This window comes from Pelagicoccus sp. SDUM812005 (genome assembly GCF_031127875.1).
In the GTDB taxonomy this organism is placed as follows: Bacteria; Verrucomicrobiota; Verrucomicrobiia; order Opitutales; family Opitutaceae; genus Pelagicoccus.
The window spans coordinates 254,048-271,381 of the sequence record NZ_JARXIA010000006.1; the positions used below are offsets into that span (position 1 = coordinate 254,048).

Genomic DNA, 17,334 nt, shown 5'->3' on the forward strand with positions numbered 1-17,334 from the left:
CGATGAATAATGTCCGATATTTCACGAGCTTGGCTCTTGTTTCTTTGCTGGCGGCAACTGCTTTCGCCGCGTCTCCTGCTCCCGCGAATGCGGAGGGGAAGAAGGGGGATGCCAAGGAGGAAGGCGCCCCTGCCTTCGATCCGAACCGCATCGTGATCGTGCAGCCGAAGCGGGAGCTGGATCCGGAATTGGCGTCCGAGCAGGTAATGCGTTACTACGAGGCTGCGGTGACGGAGTGGAAGGGGGGCGAAGTGGAATTCGCCGAACGCTACTTCGCGGCGGCCCTGGGCGTGCCGACGGAGGTTCCGGAGAAGGAGTTGGTGCTTTCCAAGATGGGGGAGCTGTACCGCAAGGCTAGCATGTTCCCGAAGTCGGCTGCGATCTACGAGCGGCTCGCTACGGAGTTTCCGGAGAGTCGGCGCTTGCCGGAGGTTTATATGGAGTTGGGCGACATCTATCGCCAGATGGGGGCCCAGGAGCTGGCGATTTCTCGCTACTACAAGGTGTTGAACTCGTCGCTGAACGTTTCGTTCGACCAGTTGGAGAAGTATCGGCAGGTTTCCTTGAACGCGAAGCTTGCGATCGCAGAGACGCACAAGGAGAGGGAGGAGTACCAGGAGTCTTATCGTTTGTACGAGGCTTTGTTTCGGTTGGAGCTGAAGCCGGTGGAGCGTTTGCGGGTGCACTATCGCATGTGCTACTTGTTGTATGAGCTGGCCAACTACCAGCGGGCGGTGTCGCACTTGAAGCATTTCTTGGACGAGTATCCAGAAAGTCCGCACAACCCGGAGTTGCGCTACTTGCTGGCGAAGTCCTACGAGAAGCTGAATCGCAAGCCGGAGGCTTTGCGCGAGGTGGTGAACATCTTGCAGTCCCAGACGAACTTGAAGGAAGGCTACGTGAGCGATGCCGACTACTGGAAGCGTCGCACGGGCAACGAGCTGGCGAACGAGTTTTACGAGAACGGGGACTTCCGCAGCGCCCTGACCATCTACCAGGCTCTTGCTCGCTACAGTCCGGCCCCTGCTTGGCGCTGGCCGGCGATCCACCAGATCGGGCTTTGCTTCGAGCGGCTCGGCTTGCCGGAGAAGGCGAAGTTGGCTTACGAAGAGATTTTGAACCCGGAGGACGGCCAGCAGTTAGCCGATGCGAATTTGGGCGAGAACCTGCGTTCTCTGAAGGAAATGGCTCAATGGAGGCTTGAACACTTGAATTGGGAAGACGATCTTGTGGGCCGCCTTCAATTGCTGAAGGCCCAGTAAGACCAAGCTCCTGATTCCGTTTTCATGAACCCAGCTAAGACCGAAGCGATTTTGCGCGAGCACGTGCGTTTGTGCTCTGACCTGCACCAACTTTTTATCGAGGAAGGGCAGTTGATGAGGTCGACGGGCGAGCCGCCGAACGAGGAGTTCTTGGAAAAGAAGAAGAAGTTTGTGGGCGTTTTGGACAAGGGCCTAGAGCTGCTGCGAATGATCAACGAGTCAGGCGAGCCGGTGTCGCCTATCCTGTCCCCTTTGGTGAAGGAGTGTCGCGACAAGATCATGAAGCTGATGATCGTGGATCGCGAGAACGAGCGCCTCTTGCTGAAGTGTTCGCTGCCGCCGCGCATGAAGGAAGCGTATTCCAAGGTGGCGCCGGGGCAGGTAGCTCGGGCCTACGGGAAGTTCGCGAAGTAGCCCTGTCGGGGAATCGCGGTGGATCGCGGGTTTTTCGCGTCTTTGGGCAGGCTTGCCTTGCCCTGCGAGCAACTGGCCGAGCGGGGGAAGCCTTAGCCGTTGGGGGAGATCTTGAGGGCGACGACGCAAATGTCGTCGTTGGAGGGGCGGCCGTCGAGGGCGGTGGTGAGGGAAGTGGTTACTTGCTCGAGTTGCTCGTCGATGTTGCGGCTGGTGGCGAGGCCGAGGGCGTGCACGAGGCCGTCCTTGCCGAAGTCTGCTCCGCTGGGTGTGCTTTGTTCGATGATGCCGTCGGTGAATAGGAAGAGTTCGGACTCGCTTGTGAAGGGGAACTGGGTGTCGCCGAAGGGTTCGCCGCCCAGGAGCCCAAGGGCGGGGCCGACGATGTCGCAGGGGCATTCCTGGAAGTCGTGCTCGTTGTTCTTGAGGATGGGGCAGGGGTGTCCGGCGTTTGCGAGGATGGCTTCGCCTTTGCTTAGGTCGACGATGAGGTAGGCGGCGGTGACGAAGCGGGGGAACTCGTCGTCTTCGGCGAGGGAGAGAATGGTTTCGTTGAGGTGCTGGAGGACTTTGGAAGGGTGTCCGAGGATGTCGGGGATTTCGGTCATGAGCCCGCGGATGAGCATGGTGACGAGGGCGGCTTTGACGCCGTGGCCCATGACGTCGCACACGAGCACGCCGATGCGGTTCTCGTCGACGGGGATGAGGTAGAAGAAGTCGCCTGCGAGGTGGTGGCTGGGCTTGTAGATGTAGCAGGCTCGGAAGTCCCACTTGTCGCCGCTTTTCGAATACATGCGGCTTTGGTTGAAGCCCATGGACATGAGTTGCTCCTGCAGCTGGCGGGCGACGAGGAGCTCTTCTTCGTACTGTTCGTTCTTGGCTTGCAGGGCTTCCTTGGCCTTGCGGGCAAGTTCTTCGGCTTTCTTTTGCTCGGTGATGTCGAGCGACATGCCGACGATGCCTTCGATCTTGTCGGACTCGGTGCGCAGGGGGACTTTGGAGGTGAGCACCCAGCGGTTTCCGGCGAGGATGCTCTTGTCGTACTCGAGCTTGTTGGTGACGGGGACGCCGGTTTCGACGACTTGTAGGTCTTCTGCCAATACGCGGTCGGCGCGTGGGTCGTCCACGACGTCGGTGAGGAGCTTTCCGGTGATGTCGAGGTCGAGGGGGATGCCGACGACTTTGCGGTACTCTTGGTTGACGAGGATGAACTTGCCTTCCCGGTCGCGCAGGAAGAGGCGGCAGGGGAGGATTTGTACGATGGTTTCGAGCAGGCGCCGTTGGCGGGAGACTTCGCGTTCGGCGATCTTCTGCTTGGTGATGTCGCGGGAGAGGCCGAAGGTGCCGCAGATTTTTCCGTCGGGGTCGTAGAGGGGGAGCTTGGAGGAGATGACCCAGCGTTCCTTTTTTCCTTCGTGTACGGAGAGCTCTTCCTTGAAGCTCCAGCCTTTGCCGGTGCGGATGATCTCTTGCTCGTCTTCGAACTTGGCGCGGGCCGAGGAGGCTTCGAAGAAGTCGAAGTCAGATTTTCCGACGATGGCCGAGGGGTCGCCCACGCCGTGGTACTTGGCCATGGATTGGTTGACGCAGATGAAGCGGCTTTGCAGGTCCTTGAAGTAGACGTGGTCGGGCAGGGACGCCATCAGCTGCTGGAAGAGCTGGGTACCCATGTCGGTGTCTTCGTGGAAGAGGCTCCTCTTGCCTTCCTTGATGCCGAGGTTGTAGGCGTCCTCGAGCATGCGGTCGACTTCGGCTTGGGTGAGCTTGATTTCCTCGTTTTCGCCGCGTTCTACCGTGGATTGTCCGGTACGGGCGAGCATGGCGTCGAGGATGGAGTCAGCGGGGTTCATCAATTGGGAATTCCAGTAGTTGAACCATAGGCCACAAGTTGCAGATGGCAAATGCAGAGTGAACTCCCGTGAAAAATGCAGCCGCGAATTAATTCTTTTCGCCTAGGTCTATGGGGAGCTGCTGGCTTGCCGGACGCAAAAAAGCGGTTCGGAGGGTATCCGAACCGCTGATACGGTAAAAGTGGATTGGCGGGCGGCGCTTAGCGGGCGGCGACGCTGTCGTGCGAGCTTTCGACGATGCGGACCAGTTCCTTGATGTTGAAGGGCTTGGCGAGGGTTGCCACCAGGTTGGGGTACTTGAAGTGGCGCGCTTCGTCGTGGAAGCCGGAAATGATGATGAACTTGGTCTTGATGTTCTGCCAGCCGGAGAGGAACTCGAGGACCATCTCGCCGGAGAGGCGGGGCATCTTGAGGTCGAGCAGGACGACGTCGAACTGGTGGTTGGGATCGGAAAGGACGGATACTGCGTTGTGGCCGTCGCAGAGTACGGATACGTCGTGTTCCTCGCCGAAGACGGTGAAGAGCAGGAGTCGGATGGCGGGATCGTCGTCTACGATTAGAATTTTCATTTTCCTGAAGCTGAGTGGCTTATTTTAGGGTGAGTGGATGGGAACTCGGTTTTCGCGTGGGAGGCTCAGCCAAGTTCAGGTTTGATTTATAAATCGGCTTTGGGGGCGTTTTCTGAGGTGGTTTTTTTACGATTTGTCTTGAATTAGCTGCTTTGTTACAGCGGCTCAGTTATTGCCTGAGAGGTGTGGCTTCTTGGAGTGGGCGATGAGGGGGGAGGTGAAGCCGCCGGCGTCGAAGAGGGTGTTGTTGACTTTGCCGTAGAAGGATTGGATTTCGCCTTCCATGCAGCGCGCGGTCTCGCGGATGGTGGAGATGTCGCTGGGTTCGATCCAGTATTTTTCGGTGACGGACTGGAGGAATTCCAGCTTTTCGGCGAGGGCGGCCACGGTGGCGAGGGAGTCGGCGAACATCTCGGCTTCGGTGGGCGCCAGCTGGGCGGGGGCGAGCGGCTTGGGTTGGGCCTTGGGGCTGCTGGCCTGCGATTGCGCGGGGGCTGGAGCCTGGCTGACGGTGAGGTTGCGCACGACTTCGAGCAGGGCTCGGTAGTTGAAGGGCTTGGGAAAGATCTTGCTGGCTCCGAGCTGGTTGAACTGGGCTTCGGAGTCGGGACTGAGGAATCCGGTGAGCACGATGACGGGGACGTTCGGGTGGGCGGCCTTGACGGCTTCGATGACTTGCAGCCCGTCTTTCTTGGGGAGGTGGTAGTCGAGGATGATGAGGTCGTTGGTTTCGGTGAGCCCCTTGTGGATGCCGTCGTCTCCGTTGTCGGCTTCGTCGACGTCGAACTCGTCCTTGAGGACTTCGCGCATGACCATGCGCAGTGCGGGATCGTCTTCTACGAGTAGTACGTTCTTCTTCATCTTAGTTGTCTCCGGTGCCTTGTTGGGCGGTTTGGTAATGCTCTGCCACGAGTCTTATCTGCTTGGATGGGGCGACGAGGTGGCCTGCGAAAAGGATGGCGAGGGGTTGTCCGATCACGGATCGGATGGGAAATTTGGATCCGTGCAGCCAGGTCTTGCCCCAGGAGAGGGTGACGAGCTCGCGGGTTTCGTAGATGGGGCGTTGGCGGCTGGCGACGAAGCTGTCGGCGGCTTGCAGGTTGGGATCGTCCTCGAGCCAGAAGATGGGAGGGGCGGTGTTGGCGCGAGGCTCGAAGGTGGGGCGTTGGGGGCGAAGCAGCTGGCGGCCTTTGCCGTTGAGGTAGAAGACGTCGTCGCGGGCGAAGTAGGCGAAGACGCAGCAGCTTAGGTCTTCGAAGGCGGTGACGTCGGCTTGGAGGAGTTGCTTGGGGACGTCGTAGGCTCGGTCGAGGTCTTCGATGGCGCTTTGCAGGGCGTCGGGAAGATTGGCTTGGAGGAGCTTGTCGTCGGGTTGCATGTTCGAACGCGTGTGTGTTGGCAGGTTGGATCCTTGGCAGGTATCATCGTCCGAAACGTCCGCAGCTTTAGCGGAAATTACTCAGGGCTCGGCGTTCTTTCGCTAGGGTGTATTTCCTAGAGCGAGAACGGCGGGCGCGGCCTGGGCGTCTAGTTGGCTCCGACTGCGAGGGCGCGGCGGGCTTTTTCGAGTTGTTCGCGGGCGGTGAGGATGGCGATTTCGAGCTGGCTGGGTTCGATTTCGAAGGCGCCTTCGATCATGTCGAGGGCCCAGCTGTCGCGTCCGTCGTTGCAGCCGATGACGGCGGCTCCCCAGTTGGCGACATGGAGGGCTCCGGCGAGCTTGCGGTGCGCTTCGGGCGCTTCGATGGGGTTGTATTGAAAGCGGATGGGGAGGTAGACCTCTTCGGGAAAGGACCATTGCTCGAGCATCTTGGAACCGGCGAGGGCGTGGTCGAAGCCGAGGGTTTGGCTTTCGGCCTTGTCGAGGCTGAGGCGCTCGGTCTCTACCTTCTTGAAGATGTCGACGTATTGCTCGCCGCAGCCGAGGTGCATGCCTAGCTTTCCGATGTCGTGGAGCAGGCCGAGGGTGTAGGGGAGGCCTTCCGTGTCGGTGGCGTCCTTGGCGATCTGGTCCATGATGAGGGCCACGGCGAGGCTGTGGGCCCAGAGGCTGCCCTTGCCGATGTCCATGCTGGGGAGGGCTCCGTCGAGGTAGTCGCCGCTGGAGACGAGGTTGACGATGCGGTAGACTTCCTTGATGCCGAGCATGGCGACGGCGTCTTGCAGGTCGGTGACGGGGGATGGGGGCGAGTAGGCTCCTGAGTTGCTGAGCTTGAGCACGCCGGCCATGATGGCGGCGTCGGTGGAGATGAGCTGGACGATGTCGTTGGCGTCGGTGTCAGGATCCTTCATGATCTTGACGAGCTTGGGGAGCACTTCCGGAGCTGGGGGCAGCGTATCCGTGTTTTGAATGAGTTCTTCTACTGTCATGGCTAGGCTAGGCTGAATTTTGAGGTTCCTAGTGGAGTTTTGAGGGTAACTTCTCCGGTGCCGACGTTGAGGTGGATGGTGCGGTTGTTGACGCCGCCGACGTCCGCTTTCACGACTTGGATGCCGAGAGCGTTGATGAGTTTCTTGACGGCGAGGATGTTTCGCTCGCCGATCTTGAACATGTCGGAGCCGGATATGACGGAGGCGCCTCCGGCCACGAAGGCTCGCATGCGACGCCGTTCTGCCCGCAGGCCGCAGAGGTTGCGGAACATGATGGGCATGCCGGTATCGGCGAACATGGCGGGTTGTTTTTGGGCTTTTTCAGGGGACAGGGTGGAGTCCGGCAGCATGATGTGGATCAGGCCGCCGACCTTGGCTTCCTTGTCGTAGACGATGATGCCCACGCAGGAGCCGAGGGCGAAGGTGCTGAGGTTTACGTTTCCGTTGTTGGAAACTGCCAGGTCGCCCACGCCGACGACGACGCGTTGCTGAAAAAGGGATGGGAGGGTAGGGGCTCCGCTCATAGGGTCAAAGGTGTGTCGATGCGAGTTCTAGGTGGTGCTGTTTAGCTTGGCAGAGGACTGCGGCTGGAGGGGTAAAGTGAGTCTCCGCGTTGGGGGGGGGCGGGAGAACAGCAGTCTGGCGCGGGGGGAGCGCGGGTTGACTGGGCTGAGCGAGGCCTTGGGAGAGCGCGCTCTAGAAGCCGAGGGCGTCTTCGAGTTCGCTGGAAACGACTTTTTCGATGTCGAGGAGGGTTTTGACGCTGTCCTTGATCTTGGCGATTCCGAGGCAGCATTCGGTGCTGAGTCGGGTGCCGAAGTCGGGGGATGGCTTCACGTCGCCCTCGGTGACGTTGAGAACTTCTTCCACGGCGTCGACGACGAGTCCGAGGAGCTGGTTGACGCCTTGTCCGCCGTCGACGTCGACGACGATGATGCAGGTGCGTTCGGTCGCTTCGCCGGCGTGGAGGTTGAACTTAACGCGCAGGTCGACGACGGGGATGACCTTGCCGCGCAGGTTGATGACGCCTTTGACGTGCTCCGGCATTTGCGGGACGGGCGTGATCTTCTGCATGCGAATGATTTCGCGAATCTTGAGGACCTCGACTCCGTAGCACTCTTCCGCGAGGGTGAAGGTGAGAAACTTGCCGGAAGAGAAGGAGGAGTGAGTGGTAGTGTCGTCGAAGGTGAGGTTGCTCATAATTATTCCTCGGTGGAATTGTGGGAAATGCGATTTATTATGAGCTAGATCGGTTTTGCCTTCGCGCTTCTTAAGCAGAATTTAGGCGGAACGCCCCTCTGCTGCGTAGTTTCTTTCTCTCAAATGCGTTTCTCGCGTCGCTCAGTGAAGCTACGCGCATTTGATTTACAATTTCCCCTCTGCAAGTCCCGGGCGTCGCAGGGCTTGCGGCTGCGGGGCGGCTCAGCGGAAAACCATGAGGCGCTGGGTGAGCGGGTTGGCGAAGTCGTGTTCCTTGATCTTGGAAATGATGCCGCCGGTGAGGCGCTTGTCTTCGGGGATGAGCAAGAGTCCGGAGGGGCTGTAGATGCCTTTGGCCAGGACCATGCCGGGCTCGAGTTCGGCGAGGGTGATCTCGCGTACTTTCTTGGGCAGGTTGGTGAGGTTGGAGCTCTTCATGAAGAGCCGGACCGCTTCGGGGTGGTAGGCGCGTCCGGATTCGCGGATGATGAATTCGAGGGCCTGGTCGCGAGGGAGGTTGCACTCGACGAAGCCGATGGCCACGGCGAGGTGGCGGGCGGGCACCGGAATGCTCTCGCGGCTAAGCTGGTCGGGGTAGCCGAGTCCGTCGAAGCGTTCCCGGTGGTAGCGGATGGCGAGGCCGACTTCGTTGAGGTTTTCGACGAAGGAGGCGAGGGTTTGGCCGTAGACGGGGTAGTGGCGCAGGAGGGTTTCCTCGGTTTCGTCGAGGCTTTGGGCGTCCTTGAGGCTTTTGGATACGAGGTCTCGAGGGAGGCCGATGCGGCCGAGGTTGTAGAGCCAGGAGGCGACCTTGAGGGTTTCCGCTTCGCGGGGTTCGAGCAGCTCGGACTTGGCGATCTCGGAGCAGATGGAGACGACGGACTTGGTTTGCTGGCCGAGGATGGGGTGGAAGGCTTCGATGAGCCGGAAGCAGATTTCGAGGGAGTGCTTGAAGTTTCGCTCGAGGGCTTGGTTGGCCTCGTCGAGCATGAGGGTTTGCTCTTGGAGCTGGCGGACTTTTTCCTCGAGGGCGGTGTTGCTGGCGACGAGCTTCTCGTTGAGGTCGAGGGTGTCGGCTTGCAGCTTTTCGTTGGTTTCGACGAGGGCGTAGCGTTGGACGGCGTTTTCGACGGTGGCGAGCAGCTCTTCGCGGATCCAGGGCTTGGCGAGGAAGCGGAAGATTTCCCCCTTGTTGACGGCCTCGACGACGGTGTTGAGGGTGAGCACTCCGGTGATGAGGATGCGGGAGGCGTTGGGCTGCTTTTGCTTGCAGAGGTCGAGGAATTCGAGCCCGGTCATCTCCGGCATGCGGTGGTCGGAGATGATGGTGGAAAAGCGGTTCGCTTCGACGGCCTTGATCGCTTCGTTGGGACTGGTGAAGGCGGTCACGAGGTAGCCCTCGCGCTCGAGGGTTTCCTTCATGGCGAGAAGGACGATGTCGTCGTCGTCTAGGACGAGGATGTTGCTGGATCTCGGCTCGGAGAATCTCATGGTTGCGGTCGGGGGTGGCGGTTGGCCGTGCGGTGCGAGGCGGAGCGGAGGCTCAGTTGAAGTAGCTGGCTAGTTTGTTGAGCAAGGCAGAGGGTTTTGATGAGCCGGAGGCTACCAATCCGCAAATTCTTTTTGCGGAAAGCGAGAGGGCGTCGACGCTTTCGCCGAGGGCGATGAGGGCGACTTTGTCGCAGTTGCGGGCGTGGCCGAGCTCGGAGATGAGCGGTTCGGCTTTTTCGTCGAGGGCGCTTTTGAAGACGATGACGCCGTCGAGCTGCTGTCCGTCTTGCAGGAGGTCGAGCAGGAGCTCGCCGGGCTCGAGGTGGATGCGAGTGTCCCAGCCGGCGTTTTGCAGGGCGATGAGCAGGGGGTGGCGGGCGATGTCTTCCCAGGAGTAGATGAGGACCTTGGGTGGGGTAGAGCGGGGGGCGGCCTTTTCGACGGGGGGAGTTGCGGGGGCTTCGGCCAGCGGGAGCTCGGGCGTTTGGGCGCTGGGCTCCGGAGCTGGCGGGGCGGCAGGCTTGCTTTCTTGCTCGAGCAAGGGGAGGACGAGGCGGATGTGGGCGCCTTGGTGAGGGTTGTTGCCGAGCTTGATGCTGCCGCCCAGGTCGGCGGCGAACTTGCTGGCGATGCTGAGCCCGAGTCCGGGGTGCTTGTCGCTGCTTTTGGTGGTGTAGAAAGGAGTGGTCGCGTTTTCGAGCTCGTCGGGCTTGAAGCCGCAGCCGTTGTCGGAGAATTCGATGACGGCGCAGTCGCGTCGGTCGAGGTTGGCGCGGGTGAGTCGGATTTGCAGGGCCGCGTCCTCGCCGCAGGCGTCGGCGGCGTTGCCGGTGAGGTGGAGGATCACTTGGCGGAAGAGGTTGGCGTCGATCTGGATGGGGTGCTGTCCGCTGGCGGCATCGATCTCGATGGCGGCGCCTTTGGGCAGAAGGGCTTCCATGTATTCCTTTTGCTCTTTGACGAGGTCGCCGAGGTCGAAGTAGTTCCGCTGGCCGGCTTCGAGGGTGGTGAGGTGGCGGATCTTTTTGGTGAGGTCCTGGGCGCGGATGGAGCAGTCGCGGATGTGTCCCATGGCTTCGGCGGTGGATTTCGGGTCCGAGCCTGGCTCCGCGTAGAGTTCGCTGAGGGAGTAGATACCGGCGATGGTGTTGTTGAAGTCGTGCAGGTAGCGGCGGGTCATGCAGCCGGCGATTTCCTTCCAGGAGCGGCGGGCGAGAGCGTCGAAGGCGACGCTGTGGAAGGTGTCGTCGACGAGGCGTCCGGCGATGGCGACGGCTTGGCCGGATTCGTTGCGCACGAGGGCGCGGTAGTCGACGACGGGAAGGGTTTCGCCCCGGCGGTTGACCTGGATGCGGTAGCGGGCCTCGGTCTCGAATTGGTTGAGGGCGACGGCTTGCTGGTAGGTTTCGCGCTGGGGTTCGACGACCAGCTCGTCCCAGGTGGTGACGGCGTCGAGCAGCTTGTAGAAGGCGGGGGGGAAGGCGTTTTCAGTCCGGCTGAAGAAGCGGGGGCTGCGGTCTGGGAGCTCGAGCAGGTAGGTGATGCCGGGGCCGAGCGCGGCGAGGGAGGATTCGCTGGTGGCGTCGCCCGCGAGTTCGCGGATCGCAGCGGAAAGGTCGTTGGCTGGCACGGGGAAGCTGGTGGTTTGGAAATTCAAGGTCGATCGTTGGATTGACGCTTGGGGCTTCCTCCTTCGCTGGCAACTCGGCTTTGGGAAATATTGGGGCTATTAGCGGCTTTTTTACGTGGCGAACGGCTAGCTGACCGGACGGGGCTGCGCGGTGTTGGCGCTGGCGCTGGGGCGAAGTCGGCTCCGCTTAGGCGGGCAGTTGGTAGATCGCGGGTTTGATGGACTGGTAGGGGTGGCGAATGCCGGCGAGGCTTTCGGCGTGTCCGATGAGCAGGAAGCCGCCGGGCACGAGGTGTTGGGCGAGGCGGCCGACCAGTTCCTGCTGCGTTTCGCGATCGAAGTAGATCATGACGTTGCGGCAGAAGATGACTTGGAACTTCTGTCGCCAAGGGTATTGCGGGGCGAAGAGGTTGAGGCGTTGGAAAGCGAGCTTCTTGGAGATTTCCGGGCGTACGCGGAAGTAGCCGTCCATCTGCTTTTCGCCTTTCTGGAAGTAGCGTTTGAGCCACTCGGCTTTCACGTTCTTGAGGCGGTCGCGGTCGTAGATGCCTTTGGAGGCGAAGTCCAGGACGCGGTTGGAGATGTCGCTGCACTGGATGGACCAGTCGTAGCCCTGCTGTTGTCCGAGGAATTCTTCGAGGGCGATGGCGAGGGAGTAGGGTTCCTCTCCGGTGGAGCAGGCGCAGCTCCAGATCTTCAGTTCCTTGCCGGCGCCGAAGCGGCCGTTGAGGAAGTGGGGAAGGATATGGCTGTTGAGGTAGTTGAAGTGGTTGATCTCGCGAAAGAAGAAGGTGTGGTTCGTCGAGATGGCGTCGATGAGGTGGTAGAGCTCGCCGCTGTTGGGGCGGGACTGCAGCATCTGGCAGTACTCGGTGTAGCTGCCCAGGCTGTTGGCGCGCAGGCGCTTGCCGAGGCGGGCGCTGACCAGTTCGCGTTTGCTGTCTCCGAGGTTGATTCGAGTTTCCTTGTAGATCAGGTCGCGGATGAAGGAGTAGTCTTGGTCGGTGATCTTGCCCATGGGGGTCATTCCAAACGGTAATTGCTGGGTGTTGGTTGGCGTGGCAGCAGTGTGGGTTGGCTGGCGATTTCTGAGAGTCGGAAGGCGGAAGCTCATGCGTTGCTTTGAGTTGGCGTACTTATTGGCTGGGGGATAAATCGCTCGATTTCCGGAAAACTTGAGTCCCGGCGCCTATTTCAATCGGTAATTACTTGCGCAAAAACACCCTCGCTTCGGAGGTGGAGAGAAGCTTGCGGGGGAAGCCAGTCGGAGCTTGAGCCCGACGCAGCTGCCTGCATGGTGTGCTCGTTTCGAATTTCCACAGTCATCACTATGTCTACGCCAGACCCGCAGTCCCTTCCGCTTTCCCGAACCTACGAACGCCTTCGCCAACTGCTGGGCGAGCGTATCCTCTTTTTGGACGGAGCCATGGGGACCATGATCCAGCGCTACAAGCTGGAGGAGGCCGATTTTCGCCATGGCCACTTCGAGGACCATCCTAGCGACTTGAAGGGCAACAACGAGTTGCTGACGCTGACCCGACCGGACGTGATCAAGGGCATCCACAAGGCTTTCCTGGAGGCTGGATCGGACATCATCGAAACCAATACCTTTTCCGCGACCGTGATCGGGCAGGCCGATTACGGGCTGCAGAGCGCGGTCGACGCGTTGAATGCCGCTTCGGTGCGTTTGGCCAAGGAAGCGATCGCGGAGTTCGTGGCGGAGAATCCCGATCGCGAGTGCTTCGTGGCGGGGGCCATCGGGCCCACCAACCGCACCGCGTCGCTCTCGCCGGACGTCAATCGTCCCGAATATCGAGCGGTGACCTTCGACGACCTGCGCTTGGCCTACCTGCAGCAGATTCGCGCCCTCGGAGCGGCGGGAGCCGATATTTTCCTGCCGGAGACGACCTTCGATACGCTCAATCTCAAGGCCTGTATCTTCGCCTTGGAGGAATACTTCGAGGAGCGCGGCGAGCGCATGCCGGTGATGCTCAGCGTGACCATCACGGACGCCTCGGGCCGTACGCTTTCGGGGCAGACCATCGAGGCGTTCTGGAATTCCGTGGCGCACGCCCGTCCGCTCAGCGTGGGGATCAATTGCGCCCTGGGCGCCCAGGACATGCGCCCCTACATCGAGACCTTGTCGAAGAACGCCGACTGTTTCATCTCCTGTTACCCGAACGCCGGCCTGCCCAACCCGCTGAGCGAAACGGGCTACGACGAGCTGCCGGCGGACACGGCCCGTTTCTTGGAAGACTTTGCCCAGAACAAGTTCGTCAACTTGATCGGCGGCTGCTGCGGCACCACGCCCGAGCACATCAAGGCGATCGCGGACAAGTCCCGCAATTATCCGCCGCGTCCCATCCCGCAGATCGAGAAGGCGCTGCGTCTCTCCGGGCTCGAACCTTTCGAAGTGAAGGGCGAGAAGGCTCCCTTCGTCATGGTGGGCGAGCGCACCAACGTGACTGGTTCGCCCCGCTTCAAGAAGCTCATCAAGGAGGAGAAGTTCGACGATGCCTTGGCGGTGGCCCGCCAGCAGGTGGAGAACGGAGCGAACATCATCGATATCAATTTCGACGAAGGCATGCTCGACGGCGAGGCCTGCATGACCAAGTTCCTCAACTTGGTGGCCAGCGAGCCGGATATCTCCCGGGTGCCGATCATGATCGACTCTTCTAAGTGGTCGGTGATCGAAGCCGGTCTCAAGTGCGTGCAAGGCAAGTGCGTGGTGAACTCCATCAGCCTCAAGGAAGGCGAAGCGAAATTCTTGGAGTCCGCGTCCTTGGTTCGTCGATACGGCGCGGCGGTGATCGTAATGGCCTTCGACGAAGAAGGCCAGGCGGCGACTCGCGAAGACAAGGTTCGCATTTGCAAGCGGGCCTACGACCTGTTGGTGGAGAAGCTCAACTTCCCGCCCGAGGACATCATCTTCGACCCGAATATCCTCACGGTGGGCACCGGTATGGAAGAGCACGCCAACTACGCGGTCGACTTCATCGAGGCGACCCGCGAGATCAAGCGGCTTTGCCCCTACGCTCGCATTAGCGGCGGCGTATCCAATATTTCATTCTCCTTCCGCGGAAACAATCCCGTGCGCGAAGCGATCCATGCAGCGTTCCTCTACCACGCGATCCAGGCTGGACTGGACATGGGCATCGTGAACGCAGGCATGCTGGCGGTTTACGACGAGGTCGAACCCAAGCTGCTCGAGGCAGTGGAAGACGTTTTGCTCAACCGCAATGCGGAGGCCACTGAACGCCTGATCGAAATGGCCGAAGAGGTCAAAGCCAACGCGTCCGGCAAGAAGGTAGAAGAGAAGGTCGACGAGTGGCGTTCCGGAACCGTGGAAGAGCGACTCTCCTATTCGCTGGTGAAGGGGATTTCCACATTCGTGGACGAAGACGTGGAGGAGGCTCGCCAGAAGTTGCCTCGTCCGCTCGACGTGATCGAGGGCCCGCTGATGGACGGTATGAAGATCGTGGGTAAGCTCTTCGGCGAAGGTAAGATGTTCCTTCCGCAGGTGGTCAAGTCCGCCCGCGTGATGAAGAAAGCGGTGGCCTATCTCTTCCCCTTCATGGAAGCGGAGAAGGCGGACAACGCTAGCTCCGCTCGCGGCAAGATGTTGATTGCCACGGTTAAGGGAGACGTTCACGACATTGGAAAGAATATCGTGGGAGTCGTGCTCGGCTGCAACAACTACGAGGTCGAGGATCTCGGAGTTATGGTGCCGTGCGATAAGATTTTGGATACAGCCCTGGAAATCGGGGCGGATATCATTGGTCTGAGCGGTTTGATAACCCCTTCGCTCGACGAGATGATCCATGTAGCCAAGGAAATGGAGCGGCGCGGTTTCACCGTGCCGCTCCTGATCGGCGGCGCGACCACCAGCAAGGCCCACACGGCGATCAAGATTGCCCAGCACTACAGCGGTCCGGTGGTGCACGTGGCGGATGCGTCCTTGGTGGTAGGCGTTTGCAACGATCTGCTCAATCCGGAGAAGAAGCCCGCCTTTATCCAGGAATTGGATACGGCTCAAACCACACTGCGCGAACGTCACGCGGCGGGCAACGCTAACCAAGCCCGCATCCTTCCGCTGCAAGAGGCGCGGGAGAAGGCGTTCTCCACCGATTGGGCGCAGGCGGATTTGGCGAAACCCGAAGGCTACGGCGTGAAGGTTTGGCAGGATGTCGATCTCGCCACGGTGGCGGAGTACATCGACTGGTCTCCCTTCTTCTGGACCTGGGAGCTCAAGGGGGTATTCCCAAAGATTCTGAAGAGCGAAAAGTACGGTCAGCAGGCGACCGAGCTTTACGAGGACGCCCAGAAGCTTCTCAAGCAGATCATCGAGGAAAAGGCGTTCCGCTTGCGCGGGGTGACGGCGTTTTGGCCGGCCAACGCGGATGGCGACGACGTGGTGCTTTGGCAAGACGAGTCGGCGGGAGAAGAGCTAGCACGCTTCCACTTCCTGCGTCAGCAAAAGGAGAAGGTCGGCGACGACACTTACTACAGCCTTTCGGATTTCATCGCTCCCCGTTCCAGCGGCCGCGTGGACGTTTTGGGCGGCTTCGCGGTGACGGCCGGCGAGGAGGTCGAGACCTTCGCGAACCGCTTCAAGCAAGCGGGCGACGACTACACGGCGATCTTGGCCCAGTCCCTAGGCGACCGCCTTGCGGAAGCCTTGGCCGAGTACATCCACAAGCAAGTGCGCGATCAGTGGGGCTTCGGCAAGGCCGAGGAGCTTTCGGTGGAGCAGTTGATCAAGGAAGAGTACCGCGGGGTGCGTCCGGCAGCCGGCTATCCGGCTTGTCCCGACCACACGGAAAAGGACACGCTTTGGAAGCTGCTTGCGGCGGAGGAAAACACGGGCGTTTCGTTGACCGAAAGTTACGCCATGAATCCCGGCAGTTCCGTGTCGGGCCTCTACTTCGGCAATCCCGAGGCTCGCTACTTCAACGTGGGCAAGCTGGAGCGCGACCAGATCGAGGACTACGCCAAGCGCAAGGGGATTTCGGTCGAGGTGGCCGAGCGTTGGCTGGCTCCGAACTTGGCGTATCAATAGGAAGGATACGGGGATCTCTCCTCGTGATCTTTTACTGGAGTTGGGCGCGGCTTGGAATGCAAGTCGTCGCTCATATCATCTCGGCTTGCTGAGTGTCGGTGTCGCGGACAAAGCGAGAGGGCGTTTGATGCGCTGAACGAGTTGCCACTTTAGGCGAAGGGCGCAGGTTATTGAAGAGAGCGGAGCCTAGCGGTTCGGCATGCCTCAACCGTCATATATCAATTGGAATGGAAGCTTTCGAATTCAGTTTAGCCCTCAAGCACCTTGGTTCCATTGCGATATCCTTCCTTCTCGCGTTGCCTTGCGCGTTTGAGCGGGAGAAGTATTCGCGCAGCGCGGGTCTGAGAACTTTTCCTTTGGTGGCGATCGGCGCCTGCAGCTTTCTCCTTGTCGGGGAATCGTTCCTTGGCGAAGGCGTAGAGGATAACGCCCGTCTCATGCAGGGCTTGATCGGCGGTTTGGGTTTCCTGGGAGGGGGCGCGATTCTCAAGAATGGCGGTTCCGTGGAGGGCATGGCTACGGCTGCGAGCATCTGGAATACGGGGGCGATCGGTATGGCGGTCGCTTACAACCGCTTCGAAATCGCCATCGCTCTTTGCCTCGCGAACCTGTTGACGCTGCGCCTCGGCTCGAACCTGAAGGGAGTCGTGGAAAGCAAGAAGCGGGACGACGGAGAGAAGGAGTAGCTGGAAACCCGAAGGCGCGAGCCCCTATTGAGCTGAACCTGCAGGCGGCTGGCGGCGAGTTTACCGTATAGCGGATCCGGATACAGGAATCGCTGCTCGGATTTGAGCGGCTGCTTTTTCGTGGGATTGCTCAAAGGAGGCATAGTTTGAGCCATATCCTACGCTCGTCGGCTTTTGGCGCAGGCGATGCTGTTCGGAGGTCCGTCCCTGGCAACAGGGATTGAGGGAGTGACGCTACTGTCTTTATTGACAGAAGCAGACAAATCCGGGGCCGGCGTTAGGGGTTATCGTCGGCCCCGAACTCCTTTCAGCGTCGGCGAGGCGAACGCTGTGAAAGTCCGTTCGTTGTTCTGAGCGAGACTGAAAGAGTTATCTGCAGCTGTCGTGGCTAGAAGCCTGCTATGCTGGTTTGGCTTAATCGCCAGTTTGTTCGAGCAAGCTTTTCACCGCTTCTTTCAGTGTCTCCGGGCTCAAAGGTTTGGATTCGAAGCTCGTGTTGCGTCGGAGCTGAGCCGGGAGGGTATTGAGCGGGGAATCGGAGGCGCTCATCAGCATGATCGGCATTTCGCAGCCAGCTTGTCGGATCTGGGCGATCACTTCCACGCCGTGTAGGCCAGGCATGCGGTAGTCTACGATGACGAGGTCGAAGTTTCCTTCTTTTGCGAGTTTCAATCCCGCACTGGCAACTTGTTCCGTGGTGAGCTCGTACCCCAATCGTCCGAGGGCTATTTTAAAAGTTATCAGGATGGATGGTTCGTCATCGATCAAGAGGATCTTTTTGGTAGGAGAAGCCATAAAAAGGT

Annotated in this window: 15 protein-coding genes; 4 read left to right on the plus strand and 11 right to left on the minus strand. The window is 60.0% G+C overall.

Annotation, left to right across the window (positions count from 1 at the left end):
- The first annotated feature begins 2 nt into the window (after positions 1–2).
- Both QEH57_RS09755 and QEH57_RS09760 read left to right on the plus strand, forming a co-directional pair.
- A complete protein-coding gene (locus tag QEH57_RS09755; RefSeq protein ID WP_309006541.1) occupies positions 3–1,262 on the plus strand; it encodes a tetratricopeptide repeat protein in 1,260 nt (419 codons plus the stop codon).
- Positions 1,263–1,286: 24 nt separating this feature from the next.
- Positions 1,287–1,676: a hypothetical protein gene (locus tag QEH57_RS09760; RefSeq protein WP_309006542.1), complete on the plus strand. Its 390-nt coding sequence runs from the start codon at positions 1,287–1,289 to the stop codon at positions 1,674–1,676.
- A 92-nt stretch (positions 1,677–1,768) separates the two neighbouring features.
- Here QEH57_RS09760 and QEH57_RS09765 read toward each other — a convergent pair whose 3' ends face one another.
- The 10 genes from QEH57_RS09765 to QEH57_RS09810 form a co-directional block, all read right to left on the minus strand.
- A complete protein-coding gene (locus QEH57_RS09765) occupies positions 1,769–3,526 on the minus strand; it encodes a SpoIIE family protein phosphatase (protein ID WP_309006543.1) in 1,758 nt (585 codons plus the stop codon).
- Positions 3,527–3,726: 200 nt separating this feature from the next.
- Positions 3,727–4,095: a response regulator gene (locus QEH57_RS09770; RefSeq protein ID WP_309006544.1), complete on the minus strand. Its 369-nt coding sequence runs from the start codon at positions 4,093–4,095 to the stop codon at positions 3,727–3,729.
- A 165-nt stretch (positions 4,096–4,260) separates the two neighbouring features.
- A complete protein-coding gene (locus QEH57_RS09775) occupies positions 4,261–4,956 on the minus strand; it encodes a response regulator (RefSeq protein ID WP_309006545.1) in 696 nt (231 codons plus the stop codon).
- Position 4,957: 1 nt separating this feature from the next.
- Positions 4,958–5,473, minus strand: a complete 516-nt coding sequence (locus tag QEH57_RS09780; RefSeq protein ID WP_309006546.1) for a hypothetical protein — start codon at positions 5,471–5,473, stop codon at positions 4,958–4,960.
- Positions 5,474–5,622: 149 nt separating this feature from the next.
- Positions 5,623–6,465: an HDOD domain-containing protein gene (locus tag QEH57_RS09785; protein WP_309006547.1), complete on the minus strand. Its 843-nt coding sequence runs from the start codon at positions 6,463–6,465 to the stop codon at positions 5,623–5,625.
- Positions 6,466–6,467: 2 nt separating this feature from the next.
- The gene (locus QEH57_RS09790) at positions 6,468–6,989 is read right to left on the minus strand and encodes a chemotaxis protein CheD (protein ID WP_309006548.1); all 522 of its coding nucleotides are present in this window, start codon (positions 6,987–6,989) and stop codon (positions 6,468–6,470) included.
- A gap of 172 nt (positions 6,990–7,161) precedes the next feature.
- The gene (locus tag QEH57_RS09795; protein ID WP_309006549.1) at positions 7,162–7,665 is read right to left on the minus strand and encodes a chemotaxis protein CheW; all 504 of its coding nucleotides are present in this window, start codon (positions 7,663–7,665) and stop codon (positions 7,162–7,164) included.
- Positions 7,666–7,887: 222 nt separating this feature from the next.
- A complete protein-coding gene (locus tag QEH57_RS09800; protein WP_309006550.1) occupies positions 7,888–9,156 on the minus strand; it encodes an HD domain-containing phosphohydrolase in 1,269 nt (422 codons plus the stop codon).
- A gap of 52 nt (positions 9,157–9,208) precedes the next feature.
- The gene (locus QEH57_RS09805) at positions 9,209–10,813 is read right to left on the minus strand and encodes a HAMP domain-containing sensor histidine kinase (RefSeq protein ID WP_309006551.1); all 1,605 of its coding nucleotides are present in this window, start codon (positions 10,811–10,813) and stop codon (positions 9,209–9,211) included.
- Positions 10,814–10,973: 160 nt separating this feature from the next.
- Complete coding sequence (locus QEH57_RS09810) at positions 10,974–11,900, minus strand: protein-glutamate O-methyltransferase CheR (protein WP_309006552.1); 927 nt, start codon at positions 11,898–11,900, stop codon at positions 10,974–10,976.
- 216 nt (positions 11,901–12,116) lie between these two features.
- Between QEH57_RS09810 and metH the strand changes: the two genes are divergently transcribed.
- Together metH and QEH57_RS09820 are read left to right on the plus strand one after the other, a co-directional pair.
- Positions 12,117–15,845 carry a methionine synthase gene (gene metH, locus QEH57_RS09815; RefSeq protein ID WP_309006553.1) on the plus strand — a complete coding sequence of 1,243 codons (3,729 nt, stop codon included), beginning with the start codon at positions 12,117–12,119 and terminating at the stop codon, positions 15,843–15,845.
- A 227-nt stretch (positions 15,846–16,072) separates the two neighbouring features.
- Complete coding sequence (locus QEH57_RS09820; protein WP_309006554.1) at positions 16,073–16,531, plus strand: MgtC/SapB family protein; 459 nt, start codon at positions 16,073–16,075, stop codon at positions 16,529–16,531.
- A 414-nt stretch (positions 16,532–16,945) separates the two neighbouring features.
- Here QEH57_RS09820 and QEH57_RS09825 read toward each other — a convergent pair whose 3' ends face one another.
- Complete coding sequence (locus QEH57_RS09825; protein ID WP_309006555.1) at positions 16,946–17,326, minus strand: response regulator; 381 nt, start codon at positions 17,324–17,326, stop codon at positions 16,946–16,948.
- Positions 17,327–17,334 lie beyond the last annotated feature (8 nt).

What these genes read in the sequence shown, in the direction of transcription:
- QEH57_RS09760 (WP_309006542.1), top strand. Translation starts at nt 1,287, where the DNA reads ATGAACCCAGCTAAGACCGAAGCGATTTTGCGCGAGCACGTGCGTTTG.
- QEH57_RS09775 (WP_309006545.1), bottom strand. Translation starts at nt 4,956, where the DNA reads ATGAAGAAGAACGTACTACTCGTAGAAGACGATCCCGCACTGCGCATG.
- QEH57_RS09785 (WP_309006547.1), bottom strand. Translation starts at nt 6,465, where the DNA reads ATGACAGTAGAAGAACTCATTCAAAACACGGATACGCTGCCCCCAGCT.
- QEH57_RS09795 (WP_309006549.1), bottom strand. Translation starts at nt 7,665, where the DNA reads ATGAGCAACCTCACCTTCGACGACACTACCACTCACTCCTCCTTCTCT.
- QEH57_RS09800 (WP_309006550.1), bottom strand. Translation starts at nt 9,156, where the DNA reads ATGAGATTCTCCGAGCCGAGATCCAGCAACATCCTCGTCCTAGACGAC.
- metH (WP_309006553.1), top strand. Translation starts at nt 12,117, where the DNA reads ATGTCTACGCCAGACCCGCAGTCCCTTCCGCTTTCCCGAACCTACGAA.
- QEH57_RS09790 (WP_309006548.1), bottom strand. Translation starts at nt 6,989, where the DNA reads ATGAGCGGAGCCCCTACCCTCCCATCCCTTTTTCAGCAACGCGTCGTC.
- QEH57_RS09825 (WP_309006555.1), bottom strand. Translation starts at nt 17,326, where the DNA reads ATGGCTTCTCCTACCAAAAAGATCCTCTTGATCGATGACGAACCATCC.
- QEH57_RS09755 (WP_309006541.1), top strand. Translation starts at nt 3, where the DNA reads ATGAATAATGTCCGATATTTCACGAGCTTGGCTCTTGTTTCTTTGCTG.
- QEH57_RS09765 (WP_309006543.1), bottom strand. Translation starts at nt 3,526, where the DNA reads ATGAACCCCGCTGACTCCATCCTCGACGCCATGCTCGCCCGTACCGGA.
- QEH57_RS09770 (WP_309006544.1), bottom strand. Translation starts at nt 4,095, where the DNA reads ATGAAAATTCTAATCGTAGACGACGATCCCGCCATCCGACTCCTGCTC.
- QEH57_RS09820 (WP_309006554.1), top strand. Translation starts at nt 16,073, where the DNA reads ATGGAAGCTTTCGAATTCAGTTTAGCCCTCAAGCACCTTGGTTCCATT.
- QEH57_RS09780 (WP_309006546.1), bottom strand. Translation starts at nt 5,473, where the DNA reads ATGCAACCCGACGACAAGCTCCTCCAAGCCAATCTTCCCGACGCCCTG.
- QEH57_RS09810 (WP_309006552.1), bottom strand. Translation starts at nt 11,900, where the DNA reads ATGAGCTTCCGCCTTCCGACTCTCAGAAATCGCCAGCCAACCCACACT.